This window comes from Micromonospora sp. SL1-18, assembly GCF_047921505.1.
GTDB lineage: Bacteria > Actinomycetota > Actinomycetes > Mycobacteriales > Micromonosporaceae > Micromonospora.
In genome coordinates this window covers 84328-102260 of record NZ_JBLROA010000003.1, presented here as the reverse complement: position 1 = coordinate 102260, position 17933 = coordinate 84328, and the positions used below count along the sequence as shown (strand labels likewise).

General features: G+C 72.7%; 24 protein-coding genes. 16 read left to right on the top strand and 8 right to left on the bottom strand.

Going from position 1 to position 17933, the window contains the following annotated elements; genetic code table 11:
- The first annotated feature begins 45 nt into the window (after positions 1 to 45).
- The 5 genes from ACNAW0_RS02245 (at position 46) to ACNAW0_RS02225 (ending at position 3415) form a co-directional block, all read left to right on the top strand.
- Positions 46 to 903 carry an alpha/beta fold hydrolase gene (locus tag ACNAW0_RS02245; protein WP_416285956.1) on the top strand — a complete coding sequence of 286 codons (858 nt, stop codon included), beginning with the start codon at positions 46 to 48 and terminating at the stop codon, positions 901 to 903.
- 124 nt (positions 904 to 1027) lie between these two features.
- Positions 1028 to 1822, top strand: a complete 795-nt coding sequence (locus tag ACNAW0_RS02240; protein ID WP_416285955.1) for a hypothetical protein — start codon at positions 1028 to 1030, stop codon at positions 1820 to 1822.
- 146 nt (positions 1823 to 1968) lie between these two features.
- Positions 1969 to 2361, top strand: coding sequence for a hypothetical protein (locus ACNAW0_RS02235; RefSeq protein WP_416285954.1), 393 nt, complete (start codon positions 1969 to 1971; stop codon positions 2359 to 2361).
- A gap of 143 nt (positions 2362 to 2504) precedes the next feature.
- Positions 2505 to 3011, top strand: a complete 507-nt coding sequence (locus ACNAW0_RS02230) for a DinB family protein (protein ID WP_416285953.1) — start codon at positions 2505 to 2507, stop codon at positions 3009 to 3011.
- Positions 3012 to 3100: 89 nt separating this feature from the next.
- Complete coding sequence (locus ACNAW0_RS02225) at positions 3101 to 3415, top strand: hypothetical protein (protein ID WP_416285952.1); 315 nt, start codon at positions 3101 to 3103, stop codon at positions 3413 to 3415.
- Between the two features lie 7 nt (positions 3416 to 3422).
- Here ACNAW0_RS02225 and ACNAW0_RS02220 read toward each other — a convergent pair whose 3' ends face one another.
- From ACNAW0_RS02220 to ACNAW0_RS02210, 3 genes are all read right to left on the bottom strand, one after another.
- The gene (locus tag ACNAW0_RS02220) at positions 3423 to 5480 is read right to left on the bottom strand and encodes a glycogen debranching N-terminal domain-containing protein (protein ID WP_416285951.1); all 2058 of its coding nucleotides are present in this window, start codon (positions 5478 to 5480) and stop codon (positions 3423 to 3425) included.
- Entirely contained in the window at positions 5477 to 5875 is a 399-nt protein-coding gene (locus ACNAW0_RS02215) for an SCP2 sterol-binding domain-containing protein (RefSeq protein WP_416285950.1), read from the bottom strand. The genes ACNAW0_RS02220 and ACNAW0_RS02215 overlap by 4 nt, the downstream gene beginning before the upstream one ends.
- 123 nt (positions 5876 to 5998) lie before the next feature.
- A complete protein-coding gene (locus tag ACNAW0_RS02210; RefSeq protein WP_416286021.1) occupies positions 5999 to 6508 on the bottom strand; it encodes a mycothiol transferase in 510 nt (169 codons plus the stop codon).
- Positions 6509 to 6590: 82 nt separating this feature from the next.
- On the opposite strand from ACNAW0_RS02210, the gene ACNAW0_RS02205 reads away from it, so the two are divergent.
- The gene (locus ACNAW0_RS02205; RefSeq protein WP_416285949.1) at positions 6591 to 7106 is read left to right on the top strand and encodes a 2'-5' RNA ligase family protein; all 516 of its coding nucleotides are present in this window, start codon (positions 6591 to 6593) and stop codon (positions 7104 to 7106) included.
- A 3-nt stretch (positions 7107 to 7109) separates the two neighbouring features.
- Here the strand turns inward: ACNAW0_RS02205 and ACNAW0_RS02200 are convergent, their stop codons facing one another.
- Positions 7110 to 7565, bottom strand: coding sequence for a GNAT family N-acetyltransferase (locus tag ACNAW0_RS02200; RefSeq protein ID WP_416285948.1), 456 nt, complete (start codon positions 7563 to 7565; stop codon positions 7110 to 7112).
- 89 nt (positions 7566 to 7654) lie between these two features.
- Here ACNAW0_RS02200 and ACNAW0_RS02195 point away from each other — a divergent pair, with 89 nt between their 5' ends.
- From ACNAW0_RS02195 to ACNAW0_RS02170, 6 genes are all read left to right on the top strand, one after another.
- On the top strand, positions 7655 to 7975 hold the full coding sequence (locus ACNAW0_RS02195; RefSeq protein ID WP_416285947.1) for an ArsR/SmtB family transcription factor: 321 nt from the start codon (positions 7655 to 7657) through the stop codon (positions 7973 to 7975).
- On the top strand, positions 7972 to 8448 hold the full coding sequence (locus tag ACNAW0_RS02190; protein ID WP_416285946.1) for an SRPBCC family protein: 477 nt from the start codon (positions 7972 to 7974) through the stop codon (positions 8446 to 8448). Before ACNAW0_RS02195 ends, ACNAW0_RS02190 begins: the two co-directional genes overlap by 4 nt.
- Positions 8449 to 8625: 177 nt before the next feature.
- The gene (locus ACNAW0_RS02185) at positions 8626 to 10101 is read left to right on the top strand and encodes a hypothetical protein (RefSeq protein WP_416285945.1); all 1476 of its coding nucleotides are present in this window, start codon (positions 8626 to 8628) and stop codon (positions 10099 to 10101) included.
- Positions 10102 to 10255: 154 nt separating this feature from the next.
- Positions 10256 to 10630 (top strand): hypothetical protein, encoded by a 375-nt coding sequence (locus tag ACNAW0_RS02180; RefSeq protein ID WP_416285944.1) that lies wholly within the window; start codon positions 10256 to 10258, stop codon positions 10628 to 10630.
- A 42-nt stretch (positions 10631 to 10672) separates the two neighbouring features.
- Positions 10673 to 11647 carry a prolyl aminopeptidase gene (gene pip, locus ACNAW0_RS02175; protein WP_416285943.1) on the top strand — a complete coding sequence of 325 codons (975 nt, stop codon included), beginning with the start codon at positions 10673 to 10675 and terminating at the stop codon, positions 11645 to 11647.
- A gap of 4 nt (positions 11648 to 11651) precedes the next feature.
- Positions 11652 to 11996 (top strand): hypothetical protein, encoded by a 345-nt coding sequence (locus tag ACNAW0_RS02170; RefSeq protein WP_416285942.1) that lies wholly within the window; start codon positions 11652 to 11654, stop codon positions 11994 to 11996.
- 95 nt (positions 11997 to 12091) lie between these two features.
- On the opposite strand, the gene ACNAW0_RS02165 is transcribed toward ACNAW0_RS02170, so the two are convergent.
- Complete coding sequence (locus ACNAW0_RS02165) at positions 12092 to 12313, bottom strand: winged helix-turn-helix domain-containing protein (RefSeq protein WP_416285941.1); 222 nt, start codon at positions 12311 to 12313, stop codon at positions 12092 to 12094.
- Between the two features lie 379 nt (positions 12314 to 12692).
- Between ACNAW0_RS02165 and ACNAW0_RS02160 the strand changes: the two genes are divergently transcribed.
- From ACNAW0_RS02160 to ACNAW0_RS02150, 3 genes are all read left to right on the top strand, one after another.
- Entirely contained in the window at positions 12693 to 13526 is an 834-nt protein-coding gene (locus ACNAW0_RS02160) for a metallophosphoesterase family protein (RefSeq protein ID WP_416285940.1), read from the top strand.
- Entirely contained in the window at positions 13523 to 14197 is a 675-nt protein-coding gene (locus tag ACNAW0_RS02155) for a 4'-phosphopantetheinyl transferase family protein (RefSeq protein WP_416285939.1), read from the top strand. Before ACNAW0_RS02160 ends, ACNAW0_RS02155 begins: the two co-directional genes overlap by 4 nt.
- A gap of 197 nt (positions 14198 to 14394) precedes the next feature.
- Entirely contained in the window at positions 14395 to 14985 is a 591-nt protein-coding gene (locus ACNAW0_RS02150) for a hypothetical protein (protein ID WP_416285938.1), read from the top strand.
- Between the two features lie 26 nt (positions 14986 to 15011).
- Here ACNAW0_RS02150 and ACNAW0_RS02145 read toward each other — a convergent pair whose 3' ends face one another.
- Positions 15012 to 15650, bottom strand: coding sequence for a TetR/AcrR family transcriptional regulator (locus tag ACNAW0_RS02145; RefSeq protein WP_416285937.1), 639 nt, complete (start codon positions 15648 to 15650; stop codon positions 15012 to 15014).
- 64 nt (positions 15651 to 15714) lie between these two features.
- On the opposite strand from ACNAW0_RS02145, the gene ACNAW0_RS02140 reads away from it, so the two are divergent.
- Positions 15715 to 16851, top strand: a complete 1137-nt coding sequence (locus tag ACNAW0_RS02140; protein ID WP_416285936.1) for an FAD-dependent monooxygenase — start codon at positions 15715 to 15717, stop codon at positions 16849 to 16851.
- 79 nt (positions 16852 to 16930) lie between these two features.
- On the opposite strand, the gene ACNAW0_RS02135 is transcribed toward ACNAW0_RS02140, so the two are convergent.
- The gene (locus ACNAW0_RS02135; protein WP_416285935.1) at positions 16931 to 17200 is read right to left on the bottom strand and encodes an SHOCT domain-containing protein; all 270 of its coding nucleotides are present in this window, start codon (positions 17198 to 17200) and stop codon (positions 16931 to 16933) included.
- Positions 17201 to 17407: 207 nt separating this feature from the next.
- Positions 17408 to 17890, bottom strand: coding sequence for a DUF6220 domain-containing protein (locus ACNAW0_RS02130; RefSeq protein ID WP_416285934.1), 483 nt, complete (start codon positions 17888 to 17890; stop codon positions 17408 to 17410).
- Between the last annotated feature and the right edge of the window lie 43 nt (positions 17891 to 17933).

Below are 17933 nucleotides of genomic sequence, written 5' to 3'. Positions count from 1 at the left end.
GGCACCCCGGGCTACCCGCTGGTAGGTTCGCCGTAGGCTGAGCCGGTGAGCGCGGAGTACACACAGGAGTACGTCGATGTCGGCGGGGCGCGCCTCGGCCTCCAGGTCTACCCGGAGCCGGCCGGGCCGCCGGGCGCGCCGGTGGTGGTGATCTGGCCGGCGATGGGCGTACGGGCCCGCTACTACCGCCCCTTCGCGGCAGCCCTGCGCGACGCCGGTCTGGCCGTGATCGTGGCCGACCTGCGGGGCACCGGCGAGAGCACCCCGCCGCCCGCCCGCACCTGCCGGTACGGCTACGCCGAACTGGCCGCCGACGTGGGCGCGGTGCTGGACGCGCTCAAGCCTCGGTTGGACGGCCGGGTCAGGGTGCTGCTCGGGCACTCCCTCGGCGGGCAGGTCGCGGTGCTGCACCAGGCGCTGCACGATGCCGACGCGGTGGACGGGCTGGCCCTGGTGGCGGTCGGCCTGCCATGGTGGCGCGGCTATCCGGGGCTGCGCGGCTGGGGTGTGCTGTCGTTCGCCCAGGGGATCGCGGCGGTCGCCCGGATGCTCGGCGTCTGGCCGGGCTGGGGGTTCGGCGGCCGGCAGGCGCGCGGGGTGATCCGCGACTGGGCGTACACCGCCCGGACCGGCCGGTTCCCGGTGCTCGACGGGCTCGACGCCGAGACGGCGGTCGGGCGGGTACGCACCCCGGTCCTCGCGGTCAGCGTGGACGACGACCAGTACACCCCGCACGGCACGCTGGACCACCTCTGCGCCAAGCTCGCCGCTGCCCCGGTTACCCGGCACCGCTACACCGTGGCCGAGGCCGACGCCCCGCTGGACCACTTCACCTGGGTACGCGCCGCCACCCCGCTCGCCGCCCGGGTCGCCGCCTTCGCCGCCGGCCTGCCGACACGCTGAGCCCGGGCACCTCGGACGGCGGGTCCGGACGACGGTGACCTCGGCGGGAGGGGCCGGTGCACGGGGCGTAGCCGGCCGGAACCTGGGTAAGCCGCACCGCCCGAACACGGCAGAGGGGGATCAGATGTCCGAACGGCACACGGCGTGGCGCTCGATGCACGATCTGGGCCTGGCGGCCTGGTTCGGCGGATCACTGATGGGGGCGCTCGGCGTCAACGGCGCGGCGGCGAAGATCGACGACTCCACGCAACGGCTGCCGGTGGCGTCGGCGGGCTGGGCGCGCTGGACCCCGGTCAGCGCGGCGGCGATCGGCGCGCACCTCGCCGGCGCGGTCGGCGAGCTCGTCACGGAGACTCCGCGGATGGCCAGGCAGGCCGGGGTCGGCAAGGCCAGTGCGGTGAAGGCGGCACTGACCCTGGGTGCGCTGGCGGTGACCGGATACAGCCGATTCCTCGGCATGAAGCTGCAGAGGGCGGGCGGCCCGCCCGTCGACGGGGTCACCGAACCGAACCACCAGACCCCGGCGAACATCGCCTCCTGTCAGCGGCAGATGAAGCTGCTCCAGTGGGCGGTCCCGGCGATGACCGGCGCGCTGGTGGTGGTCACCGCGTACATGAGCGAGCAGCAGAAGCCGGGCCAGGTGTTCCGGGGCATGCTCGTCCGGGCCGGCGGGCTGATGTCGTCGCCGGTGATGGTCGCCAAGGTCATCGGGATGGGCGCCCCGAAAATCGGCAAGGTCGCCGCGTTTGGCGCCCCGAAGATCGGCAAAGCCGCCGCGTTCGGCGCCCCGAAGATCGGCAAAGCCGCCGCGTTTGGCGCCCCGAAGATCGGCAAGGTCGCCGTGATGGGCGCGCCGAGGATCGGCAAGGTGGCCGCCATGGGCATGGCGACCCGGCACCTGGTCGGGGCCGGCCGCTGACCCGCGCGGCCGGCGGCACACAACGGCGTGGCCGCTGACCGCGCGGTTGGGACGCCGCACGGCATGACCCGGGACGCCGAACGGCATGGCCCGGCCGGTAACGGGCATTCAGCGCGAGCACGGGAACCCAGCCAGGTGAGGTGGCGATGAGCAGCAAGAACCGCCCACGTAGGGGCGAGGGACGGGGGCCGGAGTCGGCCGCGCCGTGGGGCACCACCGACGGCTTCGACGCCGATCCGCCGTGGGGTGCGGGCGAGGACGCACCGATGGACGAGGGCAGCGAGGAGCCCGCCGTTCCCGAGGGCCGGCGCGGCGAGCGCCGGGCGGCCGGGGCGGCGAAGGGCGGCCCGTCGGCCGGCCGGCACGGCTTCGGCTCGGTGGAGCCCACCCGCGCCGCCGAGGCGGGACCGGGCGCGCCGCCGGATCCGGCGCCGTCCGCACGGACCTTCCCCGACGACAAGGCCGAGGGGGACCTGCCGGACAACGCGCTGGAGGAGGCCACCGGCATGCACTCGGAAGGGGTCACCTGGCGCGGCTGACCCCTTCCCGTCAGCGTCGAGCCCGCCCGCTCTCGGGCGGGCTCGACGCGTACGTGGGCGCCATCCGCGATGCGTCTGGGCGCGGAAACTGTCGGTGGCCGACCGTACGGTGTCCGCGCATCTTCAATCGAAAGGCGGGCGGCATGAGCGCTTCCGAACAGGTCATCACCGGTGAGCGGGCGGACCTGCGCACCACGCTGCGCCAGCATCGCGGCTTCCTCCGGCAAACGGTCCAGGGTCTGACCGACGAACAGGCCGCCCGGCGCAGCACGGTCAGCGAACTCTGCCTCGGCGGGCTGATCAAGCACGTGGCGCTCGTCGAGGACCGGTGGATGCGGTTCGCCGTGGGCGGCGCCGAGGCGATGCAGAGCGAGCCGATCGACTGGACCGGGCAGTTCCGGATGGCCGAGGGTGAGACCCTCGCCGGGCTGCTGGCCGAGTTCGACCGGGTGGCCGCGGCGACCGACGCGCTGGTCGCCACCCTCGACCTGGACGCCACCCATCCGCTGCCGTCCGCGCCCTGGTTCGAGCCCGGCGCCAGCTGGTCGGTGCGGCGGGTGCTGCTGCACCTGATTGCCGAGACCGCGCAGCACGCCGGCCACGCCGACATCATCCGCGAAGCGATCGACGGGGCGAAGACGATGGGGTGAGCCATCGGCCGCAGAGGCCGTCATCACCATCAGCTGGCGGTGCGGCGGCGTGTGACGTCCCGACCGGTAGCGGCGCTGAGGGACACGAGATGGACGCACACCGGATGGACGAGGAGACCGTCGAGCGACTGCTCGCCGGTTCCATCGCCGACGCGTGTGGCGGTCCGAAGGTGCTCGTCCGGCTCTTCGACGCCCTACGCGCCGCGCCCCGCCCGCACGAACTCGTCGGCGAGGCCGCCGCCGCGCAGGCGTTCCGGATGGCGCATGCGGGCTCGGGCCCGGAGGTGGCGTCCCATCCCGAACGGGCCCTCAGCCCCCGGCGCCCGGTGGAGTCGCCACCCGGCGGGCTGTTCGAGTCCACGGCGGCGGTCGAGCCCGAGGAGACCGCACGCAGGCAGCGGTGAGCCGCACTCAGCGCGTCCGGGACCTCCGGGTCCTGGTCCCGTCCCGGCCGTACGCGTCGGCGCGTCCCCAGCGGCCCGGCACGTCCCGCAGTTCGATCCGGCCGTACCCCTCGGGGACCGCCGCGTCCACCAGCAGGTTGTCACCGCACGGGCGCATCCCGAGCATGGTGGCGAGCAGCATCAGCAGCGCCCCGGAGGACCACGCCTGCGGCCGACCGGCCATCGGCAACTGGACCGGGTACTTGGTCAGCGGGCGCGGGTAGCCGGCGATCACCTCAGGCACCGAGCCGCCGAGCGTCTCCACCACGTCGAACATCCCGGCCGCGACCTTGGCCGCCTCGGCGTCGTACCCGTAGCGCCGCAGGCCGGCGGCGACGAACGCGTTGTCCGACGGCCAGACGGCGCCCAGGTGCGCGCCGACCGGGTTGTACGGGCGCTGGTCGACGGCGTACGTCCGCACCCCCCAGCCGGAGAAGAGATTCGGTCCGGACAGGTGCGCGGCGAGGGCGCCGGCCCGCTCCGGCTCGACGATCCCGCTCCACATCAGGTGCCCGAGGTTGGAGGTGAGCGCGTCGACCGGCTTGCCGTCCGGGGTCAGCGCGAACGCGTAGTAGTCCCGCTGCGGCAGCCAGAAGTCGCGGTTGAACCGCTCCCGCAGCGCCGCCGCCTCGGCCTCCAGGCGGTCGGCGTACGCCGGGTCGCCCCAGAATTCCCGGGCCAGCCGGGCGCCCCGGAGCTTCGCGTCGTACGCGTACCCCTGCAGCTCGCTGGTGGCCCGGGGAAACGCCGGCTGCTGGCCGTGCCGGTCGACGACGGCGCCCGGGGAGTTGCGCCACACCTGGTTGGCCACCCCGCTGACGGTGTTGCGCGGCTGGTAGCGCAGGTAGCCGTCGCCGAGCGGGCAGCCGTACTCGGTGATCCAGTCCAGCGCCATCCGGGCCGGGTGGCGCAGCTCCCGGACCAGGTCGCCGTCGCCGCTCCAGCGCTCGTACTCGTCGAGCAGGATGACGAAGAGCGGGGTGGTGTCGGCCGCGCCGTAGTAGGGCGCGGTGGGCTGTTCCTCGAAGGCGGCCGACTCGCCGTACCGCAGCTCGGAGAGGATCTTGCCCGGTTCCTCGTCGTGCAGGTCGTCGAGCTGGCTGCCCTGAACCAGGGCCAACATGCGCAGCGTGGCGGGGGCCAACTCGGGGGTGAAGGGCAGCGTCTCCAGGCAGGTGACGAGTGCGTCCCGGCCGTACAGGTTCATCGCCCAGGGCAGCCCGCCCACCGGCACCCGCTCGCCGAACGTCAGCGGCAGGTAACGCAACGCCGCCAGGTCGGTCAGCGCCTGATCGTACGCCCGCACCAGGGACAGCCGCTCGCCGGCGAGCTGCGGCGCTTGGTCGCGCCACCGCGCGAGGTCCTCGCGCATGCTCTGGCGTAACCGGTGGCGCTGGGCCTCCGGGCTGATTCGCGGGTCCCGGCCGCTGGCGCCGTGGATGATCATCTCGACCTGCAGGTCGGTGTGCCACTCGCCGTCCGGCTCGACCCGGAGCCGGAAGGTCATGCCGTCCTGGTCGACGTCCACCTGGGCGGTGCTGGTGACGACGGTTTCCCGCGCGAACCGATCGTGCTGGTAGCAGAGCCGCAGCTGCCGGCGGGCCGAATCGGCGGTGACCACCGGTCGGCGCGGTCCGGGCTGGCGGATCTCGGCGGTGTCGGCGAAGTCGCTGGCGATCTCCAGCCGCACGGTGAGCTCGGCGGGCTGCGCCGAATGGTTGAGCACGGTGATCCGCTCGTGCAGGCCGCCGTCGATGGACCGGTGCCGGATCACCGACACGTCGGCGTCCACGTAGTGGCTGGCGGCCCCGGGAACCACGACGAACCGGGTCTCGAAGTAGGCCAGGTCGTCCCGGGACAGGGCGTGCAGCCGTTCCCCGTCGAGGGTGAGCACCCAGCGGGACAGGAACCGGGTGTCGAAGGAGAACAGGCCGGCCGGCACCCGCGGGTCGACCTCCATGTCGCCCTCCGTGTCGCTGAGCGCGAACGCGTTGCCGGCGATGACGTGCACCAGGTCCGAGCTCATCGCGCCTCCGCCCCGGGTGCGGGGCACACAGCCGGCCCCCGCTCGGCCTGGCGGGGATGCCGGGCCCCGGGCGGGCCCGGGAAGAGCCGACGCAGTGTCAGCAGCAGCCGCACGTCACCCTGCACGGTGATGTCGTTGCGCAGCAGCGCCGACACCAGGCGCGGGTTGCCGGTGGCGAGCCGCTCGAAGACCTCGCGGTCGGCGTGGACGACCATGTCAGCCTCGCCGGTGGCACGAGCCACCTGGACGTTCTGGTGGTCGATGGTCAGATACCAGTGCTCGGTGCTTCCGCCGTCGTGCAGGTCGAGGCGGACCGTGCCGGCCGTGTTCTCCGGGATCTCGGGGTGATGGCCGACGACCTGCTCTATCAGGTGTTCGGCGATCGAACCGCCCATCCGTCCCTCCCCGTGTCCGGTGGTTCCCGCAGGTTCCCCGCCGGGCGGGTGAGTCCAACTCACCCGATCCGGGTGAGTCGGGGGTTGCGCACGGGCGGCGCACCGGGCCGGGCCGGCGGGCGGTCACCCCCGCTCGATGAGCCCGCGCACGTACCCGGCCTGGCCGGCGTGCTGCAGGTCGTCCGCCAGTACGCTCAGCAGCCGTACGCCGAGGGTGACCGGCGGGTCCCAGTTCGGGTCGACCACCCGGTCCAGGTCTGCCGGGCGCAGCCCGCGCAGGTACGCGAGCGTCCGGTCGAGCACCGCCCGGTGGTAGTCGACGAGCGCCTGGCCGCTCTCCGGCCGTACCGCGGTGATCTGCTCGGGGCCGTGCCCGAAGCCGGTGTCGCCCGGGTCGGGGGTGAGCCCGAACCGGCCCGCCCAGTCGTCGGTGACCCAGAGCTGCTCCTCCCCCATCAGGCCGGCGACCTGGTGGTCCTGGATCCGGGCCAGGTGCCAGACCAGCCAGCCGATTGGGTTCGCCCCGATCGCCGGGGCCTGGCGCAGCCGCTCCGGGCTCAGCCCGGCGACCGCCGGCTCCACCAGCTCGGGCAGCCCGCCGTACGCCTCGGTCAGCAGGCCGTTCACGTCCACGGATTCCACGCTCCTCCGCCGTCGGGGCCACCTGATCAGTACCGCGCACGGGGGCGGGCAAACCTCGCTCTAGGGTGATCGGGTGGTCGCGGCGCTGGAGCTGTATCTCGACACGGACGCCACCCGGCGGATCCGGGTGCTCTGGGACGCGTTGGAGTCCGAGGGTGTGCAGAGCATGCGGTCGCTGCTGGAGCAGCGGCACCGGCCGCACGTCTCGCTCGCGGTGGCGCCGCGGTTCGACCCGGACCGGGTGGCTGAGGCGCTCGCCGGGATCGTGGTGGCGGCCCCGCTGCGGCTGGAGTTCCAGCACGCCGGCCAGTTCGTCGGTCGGGTGCTCTGGCTCGGGCCGGCCCCCACCGCCGAGCTGCTGGCCCACCACGTCGAGGTGCACCGCCGGCTGGCCCGGGCCGGCATCGACCTGGTCGAGCACTACCAGCCGGGGCGCTGGGTGCCGCACTGCACGCTCTCCATGCGGGTGCCGAACCAGCTGATGACCGCGGCGGTCCGACGCTGCCTGGAGGTGCTGCCGCTGACCGCCACCGTGGTCGGCGCGTCGGTCACCGACCACGCCCGCGGCATCTCCCACCCGCTGCCGTGAGGCTCAGCGGGGTCCGAAGTCGACGATGAAGGTCGGGTACTCGGGCTGCGGGCAGGGCTCGCCGCGCAGACCGAGCCGTTCGTAGAAGGGCGCCGCCCGCTCCCGGTGGGCCTGCCATTCCAGGTAGCGGACCCGCCCGGCCGCCCACTCCGACACCGCCGCGAGCAGCGCGCGCCCCACGCCGCACCGGCGCCGGTCCGGGCGTACGTAGAGGTCGTGCAGGCGGGCGGTCCGGTGCGCGTCACCAGAGCGCAGGTGCGGGCCGTAATCCTGGGCGGCGGCGTACCCGCCCAGCCCGTCGGCGTCCGCCGCGCCGAGCAGCGCCCAGCGCGGGTCGGCGAGCAGGCGCAGGAAGCGCTGCCGATGGGCCTCGGCGGGCTCGTCGCCGACGCCCATGTCGCGCAGCATCGGCCACAGCCGCGGCCAGTCCTCCGCGGTCAACTCTCGTGCGGTCGTCACAGCGGCCAGGATGCGGGGCGCGGCGGGATCCTGGCCAGTTTTTTCCGAGCCGGTTGACAGCGCCATCGGAAAGTCTAGGCTTACCGTTCGTGGCCACTTACCAAGGGCGAATGCTCGACGCGCTGGGCGAACCGACCCGGCGGGCGATCTTCGAGCTGCTCGCCACCGGGCCACGCTCCGTCGCCGAGATCGCCGCCGGTCTGCCGATCAGCCGGCCCGCGGTGTCCCAGCACCTCAAGGTGCTCAAGGAGGCGACCCTGGTCTCCTCGACGGCGGTCGGCACCCGCCGCGTCTACGCGCTGGATCCGCAGGGCCTGGCGGCCGTACGCGGCTACTTCGACCAGTTCTGGCAGCAGGCCCTGGCGGCGTTCGCGGACGCCGTCGAGAACCCTCCCGAGGAGGAGTCGTGACCACAGCAGACACCGATCCGAACACCGCCGTACGTAACAGCGTGCGGGTCGCCGCCACTCCCGAGCACGCCTTCGAGGTCTTCACCGCCGGCATCGACCGCTGGTGGCTCCGCTCGCATCACCTGCTTCCCGACGAGCTGAAGCGGGTCACCGTCGAGCCGCGGGCCGGCGGCGCGATCCAGGAGGAGAGCTTGACCGGCCAGGTCTGCACCTGGGGCCGCGTCCTGACCTGGGACCCACCGCACACCTTCGCCTTCGCCTGGCTGATCGGGCCGGACTGGCAGGTGCCCGACGTCGACGCGGTGGGCAGCCGGGTCACCGTCACCTTCACCCCGGTCGACGGCGGCACCCTCGTCGACCTCGTGCACGACCGGCTGGACGCGCACGGGCCCGGCTGGGAGAAGGTCCGCGACGCGGTGGCCAGCGACGGCGGCTGGCCCGGCCTGCTGCGCGGATACGCCGAAGCCGTTTGACCGTCGGCCCCGGCCCGGGTACGCCCGGCCGGGGCCGTCGCCGGCTCCCGCAGCGAAGGACCGGGGCGGGGCGGGGCAGGGCCCGCGCGGCGACGACGGTACCGTTGCGCCTCATCATGCCCTGCCGGGCGGTCATCCCGCCGGCCCGGCGTTGGCGAGCCTGACGGAGGATGGCGTATGCCCAACGGCGAGGAAGCGTTCGCATCCCACGACGACGCGCGGCCACGGTTCGACCAAATTCTGCGCGGCTACGACAAACGCCAGGTGGACCGGTACGTCAAGCAGATGGACGGCGAGCTGTCCTCGCTGGCGGCCGACCGGGACCGGGCGCACAAGCAGGTACGGGACCTGAGCGCGCAGGTGCAGCGGATGCAGAGCGAAACGGCGGAGCTGCGGCAGCGGCCCGCACAGGTGGACCGGGCGTCCTTCCGGGACCTCGGGCCGATGGTCGACCAGATCCTCGAGCTGGCTGAGAGGCAGGCCGGGCAGATCACCGACACCGCCACCCAGCGCGTCGCCGAGCTCCAGGAACAGGCGGAGAACGTGCTGATCGCGGCGCGGGAGGAGGCCGCCCGGGAGCTGCGGGAGCTGGAGGAGGAACTGTCGACGCGCCGCGCCGAGCAGGAGAGGGCGCACGAGGAGCGGCGGGGCGCCGCCCAGGCGGAACTCGCCTCGATCCGGGAGCTGGCGGAGAAGCTGCGGGCCGAGGGGCAGGCCGCCCACGATCGGGCGCAGCAGGAGGCGAAGCGGATCACCGAGCAGAGCACCCAACAGGTCGAGCAGGCTCGCTCCGCATCGGAGGCGCTGGTGAAGGCGGCCCGGACCCAGATCCAGCAGGAGGTCCAGGCCAACCGGAGCAAGGCCCAGCAGGAGCTGGCCCAGTGGCAGGCCACAATGGCCCGCGAGCTGGACGAGCGGCGGGCCGCCGCCGAGCAGGAGCTCGCCGACCGGGCCAGCGCCGCCGAACGGGACATCGCCGCGCTGGTCGCCGAAGCCCAGCAGTACGCCACCGAGGTCCGCGAACGCGCCGACGAGGAGGCGGCGGCGCACCAGAAGCAGCTGTCCACTGTGCAGCAGGAGATCCAACAGCGGCAGGAGACCCTCGCGCAACTCCAGGCCGAACTGGAGACCGTCGGTCAGCAGCTGGAACAATCGCGCCAGGAGATCACCGCGGTCGAGCAGGAGGGTGCCGCGCTGGAGGAGCACCTGGTCGAGATACGCCAGGACCTGGCCGCCGACACCAAGCGGCTGGACGACGTACGCCGGGCGGCGGACCTCGCCGAGCAGCAGGCCAAGGAGACCCGCGCCCGGGTGCAGCGGGAGGCGAAGCGGGTGGCCGACCTGGCCGCGGCGGCGGTGATGGCGGCCGCGGCGGGCGGATCGGAGACCGCCGAGTACCCGCAGGTGGCGGTCCGGCCCGCCGCCGAACCCGCCGACCACGGCTCGGCCGACCGGACGCCCGCCGAGCGGCCCGAGGAGGCCGCTGCGAGCCTGCCTGCCGGCGTTCCGTTGGGCGAGCAGGTGCCGCTGGAGGGCCCCAGTTTCGACGCGTTCGCGGTGCGTACGCCGGCGCAACGGCCCGCCCCTGAGTCGGAGCAAACCGTCGAGGAGCCGGCGGCGGGCCCCGGCGCCGGCATCCCGGCCAACGCCTGAGGGCGGCACCACTCCTGGCCGGCGCCCGACACTGGGCGTCGGTCAGGAGCCGGCCGAGCCCTCGCCTCGAACACTGATCCTTGCCCCAGAACTCGGGGCATGGAAATATATGGATCACTATGCGTGGGGCTGAGACTTCGGAGGGTTGATCGACATGCGGAAGGTGTCCTCGATCGCGGCGGCCGTCACCCTGACGGTCGGCTGCACCGGCGTGGCGGTGACCAGCGTGGCGACGCCGGCCAGCGCCAGTTGCAGCCACGCCCATTCCAACATCGACACCGCGGGCGGCCGGCTCTTCAATGGCAGCAACATCAACATCCGCACCGGCCCGCACACCTCGTGCCCCTCGCTCGGATACGGGCAGTCCACCCACGAAGTCGACTTCTGGTGCTACGCGGGTGGCGACCGGGTCACCGCGAACGGCTACACCACCTACAGCTGGACCTACCTGAAGGACCTCACGACCGGCGTGTCCGGCTGGGTCGCCGACGCCCTGCTGAAGAACCTCGGCAGCAACATCGCCTGCTGACCACCCGACCCGAGCCGGGCGGCGACCCGGCAGGATGGACCGGTGAGCGAGCCACCCCTGTATCCACCGATCGAGCCGTACGCCACCCACCGGATCGCCGTCGGCGACGGCCACGAGCTGTACGTGGAGGAGGTGGGCCGGCCGGACGGCGTACCGGCGGTCTTCCTGCACGGCGGGCCCGGCGGCGGCCTGGTACCGGCGGCGCGGCGCTTCTTCGACCCGGACCGCTACCGGGTCGTGCTGTTCGACCAGCGCGGCGCCGGCCGGAGCACCCCGTTCGGCGAGCTGCGCGCCAACACCACCGGGCACCTGGTCGACGACCTGGAGGTGATCCGCGCCCGGCTCGGCATCGACTCCTGGCTGGTGTTCGGCGGCTCGTGGGGCGTCACCCTCGGCCTGGCGTACGCGCAGACCCACCCGGACCGGGTAACCGGCCTGATCCTGCGCGGCGTCCTGCTGATGCGACGCGACGAGCGGGACTGGTTCTACCAGGGCGGTCTGCGCCACCTCCAGCCCGAGGAGTGGGACCGCTTCATCGCGCCGATCCCGGAGGCGGAGCGGGACGACGTGCTCGCCGCGTACCACCGGCGGCTGCACGGCCCCGACGAGGCCGAGGCCCGGGCCTGCGCGGCGGCGTGGGGGCGGTGGGAGGCGGTGAACTCCTCGCTGCGCCCCGACCCCGGGCTGCTCGCCCACTTCACCGACGAGCGGCAGGCGCTGCCGATCGCGCGGATCCTGTCCCACTACGCGGTGCACGGCGGCTTCCTCACCGGCGACACCCAACTCCTCGACGGGGTGGACCGGATCCGCCACCTCCCCGCCGTGATCATCAACGGCCGCTACGACCTCTGCTGCCCGCCGGCATCCGCGTACGACCTGGCGCGCCGCTGGCCGGAGGCAGAGCTGCGGATCGTCCCCGACGCCGGCCACTCCGCCGCGGAACCCGGCATCGCCCGGGAACTGCTCCGCGCCACCGACCACTTCGCCGACCTGCTCGCCGACCGAGCAGGAAGCTGACGAGATGTACAGATTCCTCGGGGTGCTGCGCCGCCGCTGGTCGCCGGTGCCTGCCGGCCTGATCGGTGGTACGTCGGTCGTCGCCGTGGCCGGGCTGGTCCTCGTCGCCCTGGTCGTGGTCCCGGTTGACGGCTGCGACGAGGGGGACAGCAAGGCCTTCGCGTTCGTAATGGCGGCCTTCGTGGGACTACTGCTGAACGGCTGGCTGCTGGCGGACGTCGTGCGACGGGAGCGGCATGACCTACGGGCCGTGCTGGGAGGTGTCGTCGCCGGGCTGGTGCCGCTTGCCGTCTTCCTGGTGGCTGGCGCCGCGCGGGTCAGTTCGCTGGAATCGGGCTGCCCCGTGTAGTGCCTTATCGCGATGGCTGGCCGGACATCGGACCAACGCTGTCTTGATCGGACGACGCTGGCCACCGCATAGAGGCAGCGGTGGTGGTCCGGTACTCAGCTGCCCTGGACCAGGAAGCCGCGGCCTTGCCGGCCGATCGCCAGACCCTGCTCCTGGAGCAGCCGCAGCGCTCGCATGGCGGTAGCAGGCGACACGCCATGCTCGCTGGCCAGGTCACTGGCGGACGGTAGCCGGTCGCCCGGCTTCCACTCACCCGCCCGGATCTCGTCCGCCAGCTTGGCAGCGATCTCGCGATACGTCGGCGGGAACTGGATCACGTGCAGAGTATGCGCTTATTCACCTATCCGCTCATTCTGCCCACCACTTAGTCACTCAGTCGGATAGTCGCTTAGTCTTTGGGCAGAGCCGCCCTGTGCAGTCGTGATTTCGTCTCCGGCCTCCGGGTCTGGCCAGAGAGGAGGTGCCCGTGTTCAGTGACGACATGGCCTTTCCCGGCCCAGATCCGCTTCCGGATCCAGAGCCCGAGCCGGAATCAGAGGCCGAGCCGGACGACGATCCGGGCAAGAAGTGAATACCTCCCCCGGGAACGGCCCTCGGTCTGGCAACCCGAGGGCCGTTTCGCTGGCCGGATCTGCGCGTCGTCGTCGGTGAGTGCGCGCCTATCCGTTCGCGAATGGCAATGGCAAGATCGACCGGGTGACGGGTTCATTGTTCGCGGTCAGTGACCTCCATGTCTCGTACGCCGAGAACCGCCGGATCGTCGACGGCCTGCGGCCGGAGACGGACGACGACTGGCTGATCGTGGCCGGCGACGTGGGCGAGTTGTTCGGGTCCGTCGAGCGGGCGTTGCGCCAGCTCCGCGACCGGTTCGCCACGGTGGTCTGGGTGCCCGGCAACCACGAGCTGTGGACGCACCCGTCGGACCCGGTGACGCTGCGCGGCCGGGACCGCTACGACGCGCTGGTGGGGCTGTGCCGGGACATCGGCGTGCTGACCCCCGAGGACGACTATCCGGTGTGGCTCGGGGAGGGCGGGCCGGTCATCGTCGCGCCGCTGTTCCAGCTGTACGACTACTCGTTCCGCGCCCCCGGCACCAGCACGAAGGAGGAGTCGCTGCGCCGGGCATACAAGGCCGGGGTGGTCTGCACCGACGAGATGATGCTGCACCCCGACCCGTACCCGGATCGGGAGTCCTGGTGTTGGGCCCGGATCGCCGAGACCGAGCGCCGGCTGGCCGCCACCGACCCGGCGCTGCCGACCGTGCTGGTCAGCCACTGGCCGCTGGTCCGCGAGCCGACGGACGTGCTCTGGTATCCGGAGTTCGCCCAGTGGTGCGGCACCGACCGCACCGCCGACTGGCACGTCCGCCACCGCGCGGTGGCGGCCGTCTACGGGCACTTGCACATCCCGCGCACCACCCACCATGACGGGGTGCGGTTCGAGGAGGTGTCGCTGGGCTACCCCCGGGAGTGGGGCCGCCGGGGCGGCGAACCGCGGCCGATGCGGCGGATCCTCGGCGCGGCGTCATGATCGAGGCCCTGCTGCCGCCGGCGGTGGTGGCCGTCGAGGCGTTCTCGGACCTCCCCGGCGAAGCCCCGTACCCCGGCGAGGAGGACCTGGTCGCGAGGGCGGTCGGGGGCCGCCGCCGGGAGTTCGTCACCGCCCGCCGCTGCGCCCGGGAGGCGCTCGCCCGCCTCGGGTACGCCCCGACCCCGATCCGTCCCGGGCCGAAGCGGGAGCCGCTGTGGCCGGCGGGTGTGGTCGGCAGCATCACCCACTGCGCCGGATACCGGGCCGCCGCGGTCGCACGGGACACCGCACTGGCGAGCCTCGGCATCGACGCCGAGCCGCACGGCGCACTGCCAGACGGAGTGGGCGAAAGGGTGACCGTCGCCGGCGAGCCGGACCTGCTGCGCCACCTGTCCCACGCCGATCCTTCGGTCCACTGGGACAGGCTGCTGTTCAGCGCCAAGGAGTCGGTCTACAAGGCGTGGTACCCGGTGACCGGGCGCTGGCTCGGCTTCGAGGACGCGGAACTGTCCATCGACCCCGCGTCGCGCACCTTCACCGCCCGGCTGCTGGTCGACGGCACCCGTACGGACGGCGGTCCGCCGTTGACCGCACTGCACGGCCGATACCAGGTCGCCGACGGGCTGGTCGTCACGGCCGTCACGCTGCCTGCCCTGCCGGCAGCGCGCTGAGCGGGCGGGGCGTGGACGAGCGCCACGAAGAGTAGGACCATGTTGCTGCGGTACGTCGCGGCGCGGCTTCCGGGCGGCCGGGAGCCTGGTAGATCCACGCCTTCCTCGACGTCCGCTGAGGACCTGCGGGGGTGCTGCCCACCATGCGGATTGCTCGGAGCCGGCCGGCGCGACGCCCGAGGCTGAGACATCTACCGATGGCCATACGGGAGGCGGACTGGGGAACCCGCCTCGTATCCGGTGTGCTGGTCGGCGTGGCCGTCGCGGTCGTCGCGTGTTGGTGGTTCGCCCTGGGTGGCGCCTGGGATGGCATCCGGGCCGTCACCGTTGGTGTGCCCGGTTCCGTCGCCGTCACCTGCGAAGAGAGCACAGCGCAGCGCGATCCACAGTTCTGGACCTTGGGCTGGAGCTGTACGGGCCCCTTCACGTCCAGCGCCGGCGACGTTCACATCGACTCCGTACGACTGTTCATGCACGCCGACGAACGCCCCGGCCCGAACGTGACCGGTCGGGTGAACGGCCCGGGGGCGACGTGGATGTGGCCCGACGGCGAGATCGAATGGTTGTTCGCGGCCGCGCTGGCGGTCGGCCTGCCATTTGCCGCCCGCTACTTTCTCCGCCATGCCGTCGAGGTCCTCGAGCCGTTGGACGGGTGGCCGAAGCCGAGACGGAAGCGGCGGGAGGGGCCTCCTCAGCTGGGCAACCGAGCGCGACGCCGCCGCAGGAAGCGGCGATCGAACACCCGCTCCGGCAATGGCCCCGGACGGGCGCGCGGGCCGGTTTCCTAGCACGCCCGGCGCGCGGATGTTCCTGGTTACGCGCCGGATCGCTGCGCCTCGGGGTTCTGGCCGGAGAACGCCCGGAGCAGTGTCGTGATCGCGACGGCCAGGTCCGCTCGGTTCGCGGCTGTGCCAGGTGGTGGGGCGGTGCGGGCGCCCGCACCGACCAGCCGGTCGAACAGCAGGCCGTCGATGCAGGCGACGAGGTGGTCGCCGGCCTGCGCCGGGTTCTGGGCACCGGCAGCTGCCAGCATCGACCTCGACTGCGCGCGAGAGGCGTCGCCGTGTTCAAGGATGGTCCGTAGCTCGGGGTGGTGCGTGGCTTCGAGCAGGCAGGCGTAGCGGGCCAGCGTGCGATGCCGCGCGGTGCTCATCCACTCGTCGAGGAGAGCGGCGATGTCGGCGGCTGCATGGTCGATGTCGGTCAACGTGACCGCCGGCGTGTCGGCTCCGGCCGGCAGCCGGCGGGCGTCCAGGTCCGCCCGGTCGAGGTCGGCGAGCCGGCGTACGACCGCCTCGATGAGCGCCTTGCGGGTACGGAAGTACGCGGAGGTGGTGCCCTGCGGCAGCCCGGCCCGAGCGTCGACGGCGCGGTGGGTGAGGCCGCGCATGCCGAGTTCGGCGAGCACGTCGATCGCGGCATCGGTGAGGACCGCGAACCGGTTGGTCGTCATGGTCTTGCGACTCCCTTCTACGCCTGTAGTATGACTTCTACACTTGTAGAAGGTAGGTGCGGGGATGGACCGGACGGCCGTGGTGATCGGTGCCGGCATTGGCGGGTTGAGCGCGGCCGTGGGCCTGCATCGCAAGGGCTGGCAGGTGACCGTGCTCGAACGTGTCGCCACCTTCGGGCCGGTCGGGGCCGGCCTGGTGCTCCAGGCGAACGGGCTGCGCTGTCTCGACACACTCGGCCTCGGCGGGGCCGTACGGGACCGGGGACGCGAAGACATGTCCGGTGGCGCGCGCCGGTCCGACGGCCGGTGGATTACCCGCATCGGCGCGGGCGAGCTGGCGCACGGGCTCGGCACCGCAGCGGTCGGTGTCCACCGCGCCGCCCTGCACGAGATCCTGCTCGGCGCCCTGCCGGAAGGCGCCGTCGAGACCGGCGCCGAGGTCACCGCCGTCACCGCCGACGGGGACATCACCTATCGAAGCCGGAACGGACTCGTCCGGACACGAGCCGACCTCGTGGTCGGGGCGGACGGGATCCACAGCACCGTGCGAAGACTGCTGTGGCCGGATGCCGCCGGCCCGGTGCGCGTCGGCGTGACAGCATGGCGCGGAGTGACGCCGGCCTGGGACGGAGACCTCGTCGTCGCGGTCAGCTGGGACCGCGGCGCCGAGTTCGGGATGGTGCCGCTCATCGACGGACGTGTGTACTGGTACGGAGCCGTCAACACCGCACCCACCCAGCCGGCCGTCGACGAGCTGACCCAGGTTCACGCCCGGTTCGGCAACTGGCACGACCCGATCCCCGCCGTCATCAGCGCGACCGACACGGTCCTGCGCGACGAACTCGCCTGTCTCGACGAGCCGCTCACCACCTACGTCAAGGGCCGGGTCGCCCTGCTCGGCGACGCCGCTCACGCGATGACACCCCACCTCGGCCAGGGCGCCAACCAGGCGCTCGAGGACGCCGTCGTCCTCGCCGCCGTCGCCGACCGGCCGGACGGCCTGGTTGCCTACGACCGGCAGCGCCGCCCCCGGAGCCAGCGGGTGGCGAAGGCGTCCCGCGCGATCGGCCGCTTCGGCCAGCAACTGAACAACCCGGTTGCCGTGGCCGCACGCAACACGATCATGCGCCTGACCCCGCCGCGGTTGACTCTCCGCTCGATGGCCCGCTACGCCGACTGGCGCCCGCCAGTGCTCACGTAGGAGTCTCCCGGCGAGGCCGGTGCGGCTGGTCCAGGACCTCGGGCACCAGCCGAGAACGTCCTTCGCCTTCCGCCCCCAATCACCGGGCTGTGCCTCGCAGAACGGCTCGACGCTGCTTCAGCTCCTCCTCGCTGATCTCGCCGCGTGCGAAGCGCTCGGCGAGAATCCGCTCGGCCGCGCTGCGCGCCGACCGGGCCGGCGACCTGCGGTAGATCAGGTAACCGAGCGACGACAGCACGAGGAGCCAGAACAGGGCAGGGAAGATCAGCCACCAGCCCGCTCCACCGCTCCAGTGCCCATTCCCGTCTCCCCACCACGGGCCAGGGTGGGCGTACACGTAAGCCAACATCACGATCTCCCTCGGTCTCGGGCTCGCTCCTGCTCGCCCTCTGCCCCGAGCATGGCCCGCGAGGAGGCTGCCGCCGTCGGTCGTGCAACGACACCCGCCGTACGCCGCACGACGTACCTCCCACCAGCACCCGCCGCACGGTCGCGGACCACGCGCCAACGCTCAGCAGCGCGACCAGGTGGTCCGCGACGATCAACTAACCCATCGTCATGACGCCGGCTGAGCCGTCTCGGCTGCTGGTCCGGACACCTCCGCGTCGTTGCCCGCCCCGGCCCGTCGACCGGCCACCGCGGGCCTCGACAGCGCTCGTGCCTGCCGGGCGACGCGGACGGCCACTGCCATGATGGCCAGACCGTTGATCGCGTGCAGGCCGAAGACGAGCTGGCCGGCCGTCGTGCTGGTGTCGCCCGTGTCGTTGAACGCCTTGGCGACTGCCACGATCACCGCCTGGACGGCAGCCAACCCGGCGACCAGACCGGCCATCCCGATGAGCCGGCCGGGCATCCGGGCCACCGCGGCAACGATCGTCATCAACACCGGCAAGAGGAAGATCACGTACCCCAGGGTGCGATGCGGCCGGAAGGACTCGTCGTGGGGCGCGGTGCTGAACGCGCCGCTCGCGGCAAGGTAGAACTGTGCCACGACGGCCAGCATGAGCAGGCCCGCCAGGCCGGCGAATACTTTTCGCAACGTAGCCTCCTTCAGGTTGTTTGGGTCACGCCATGCGATTCGC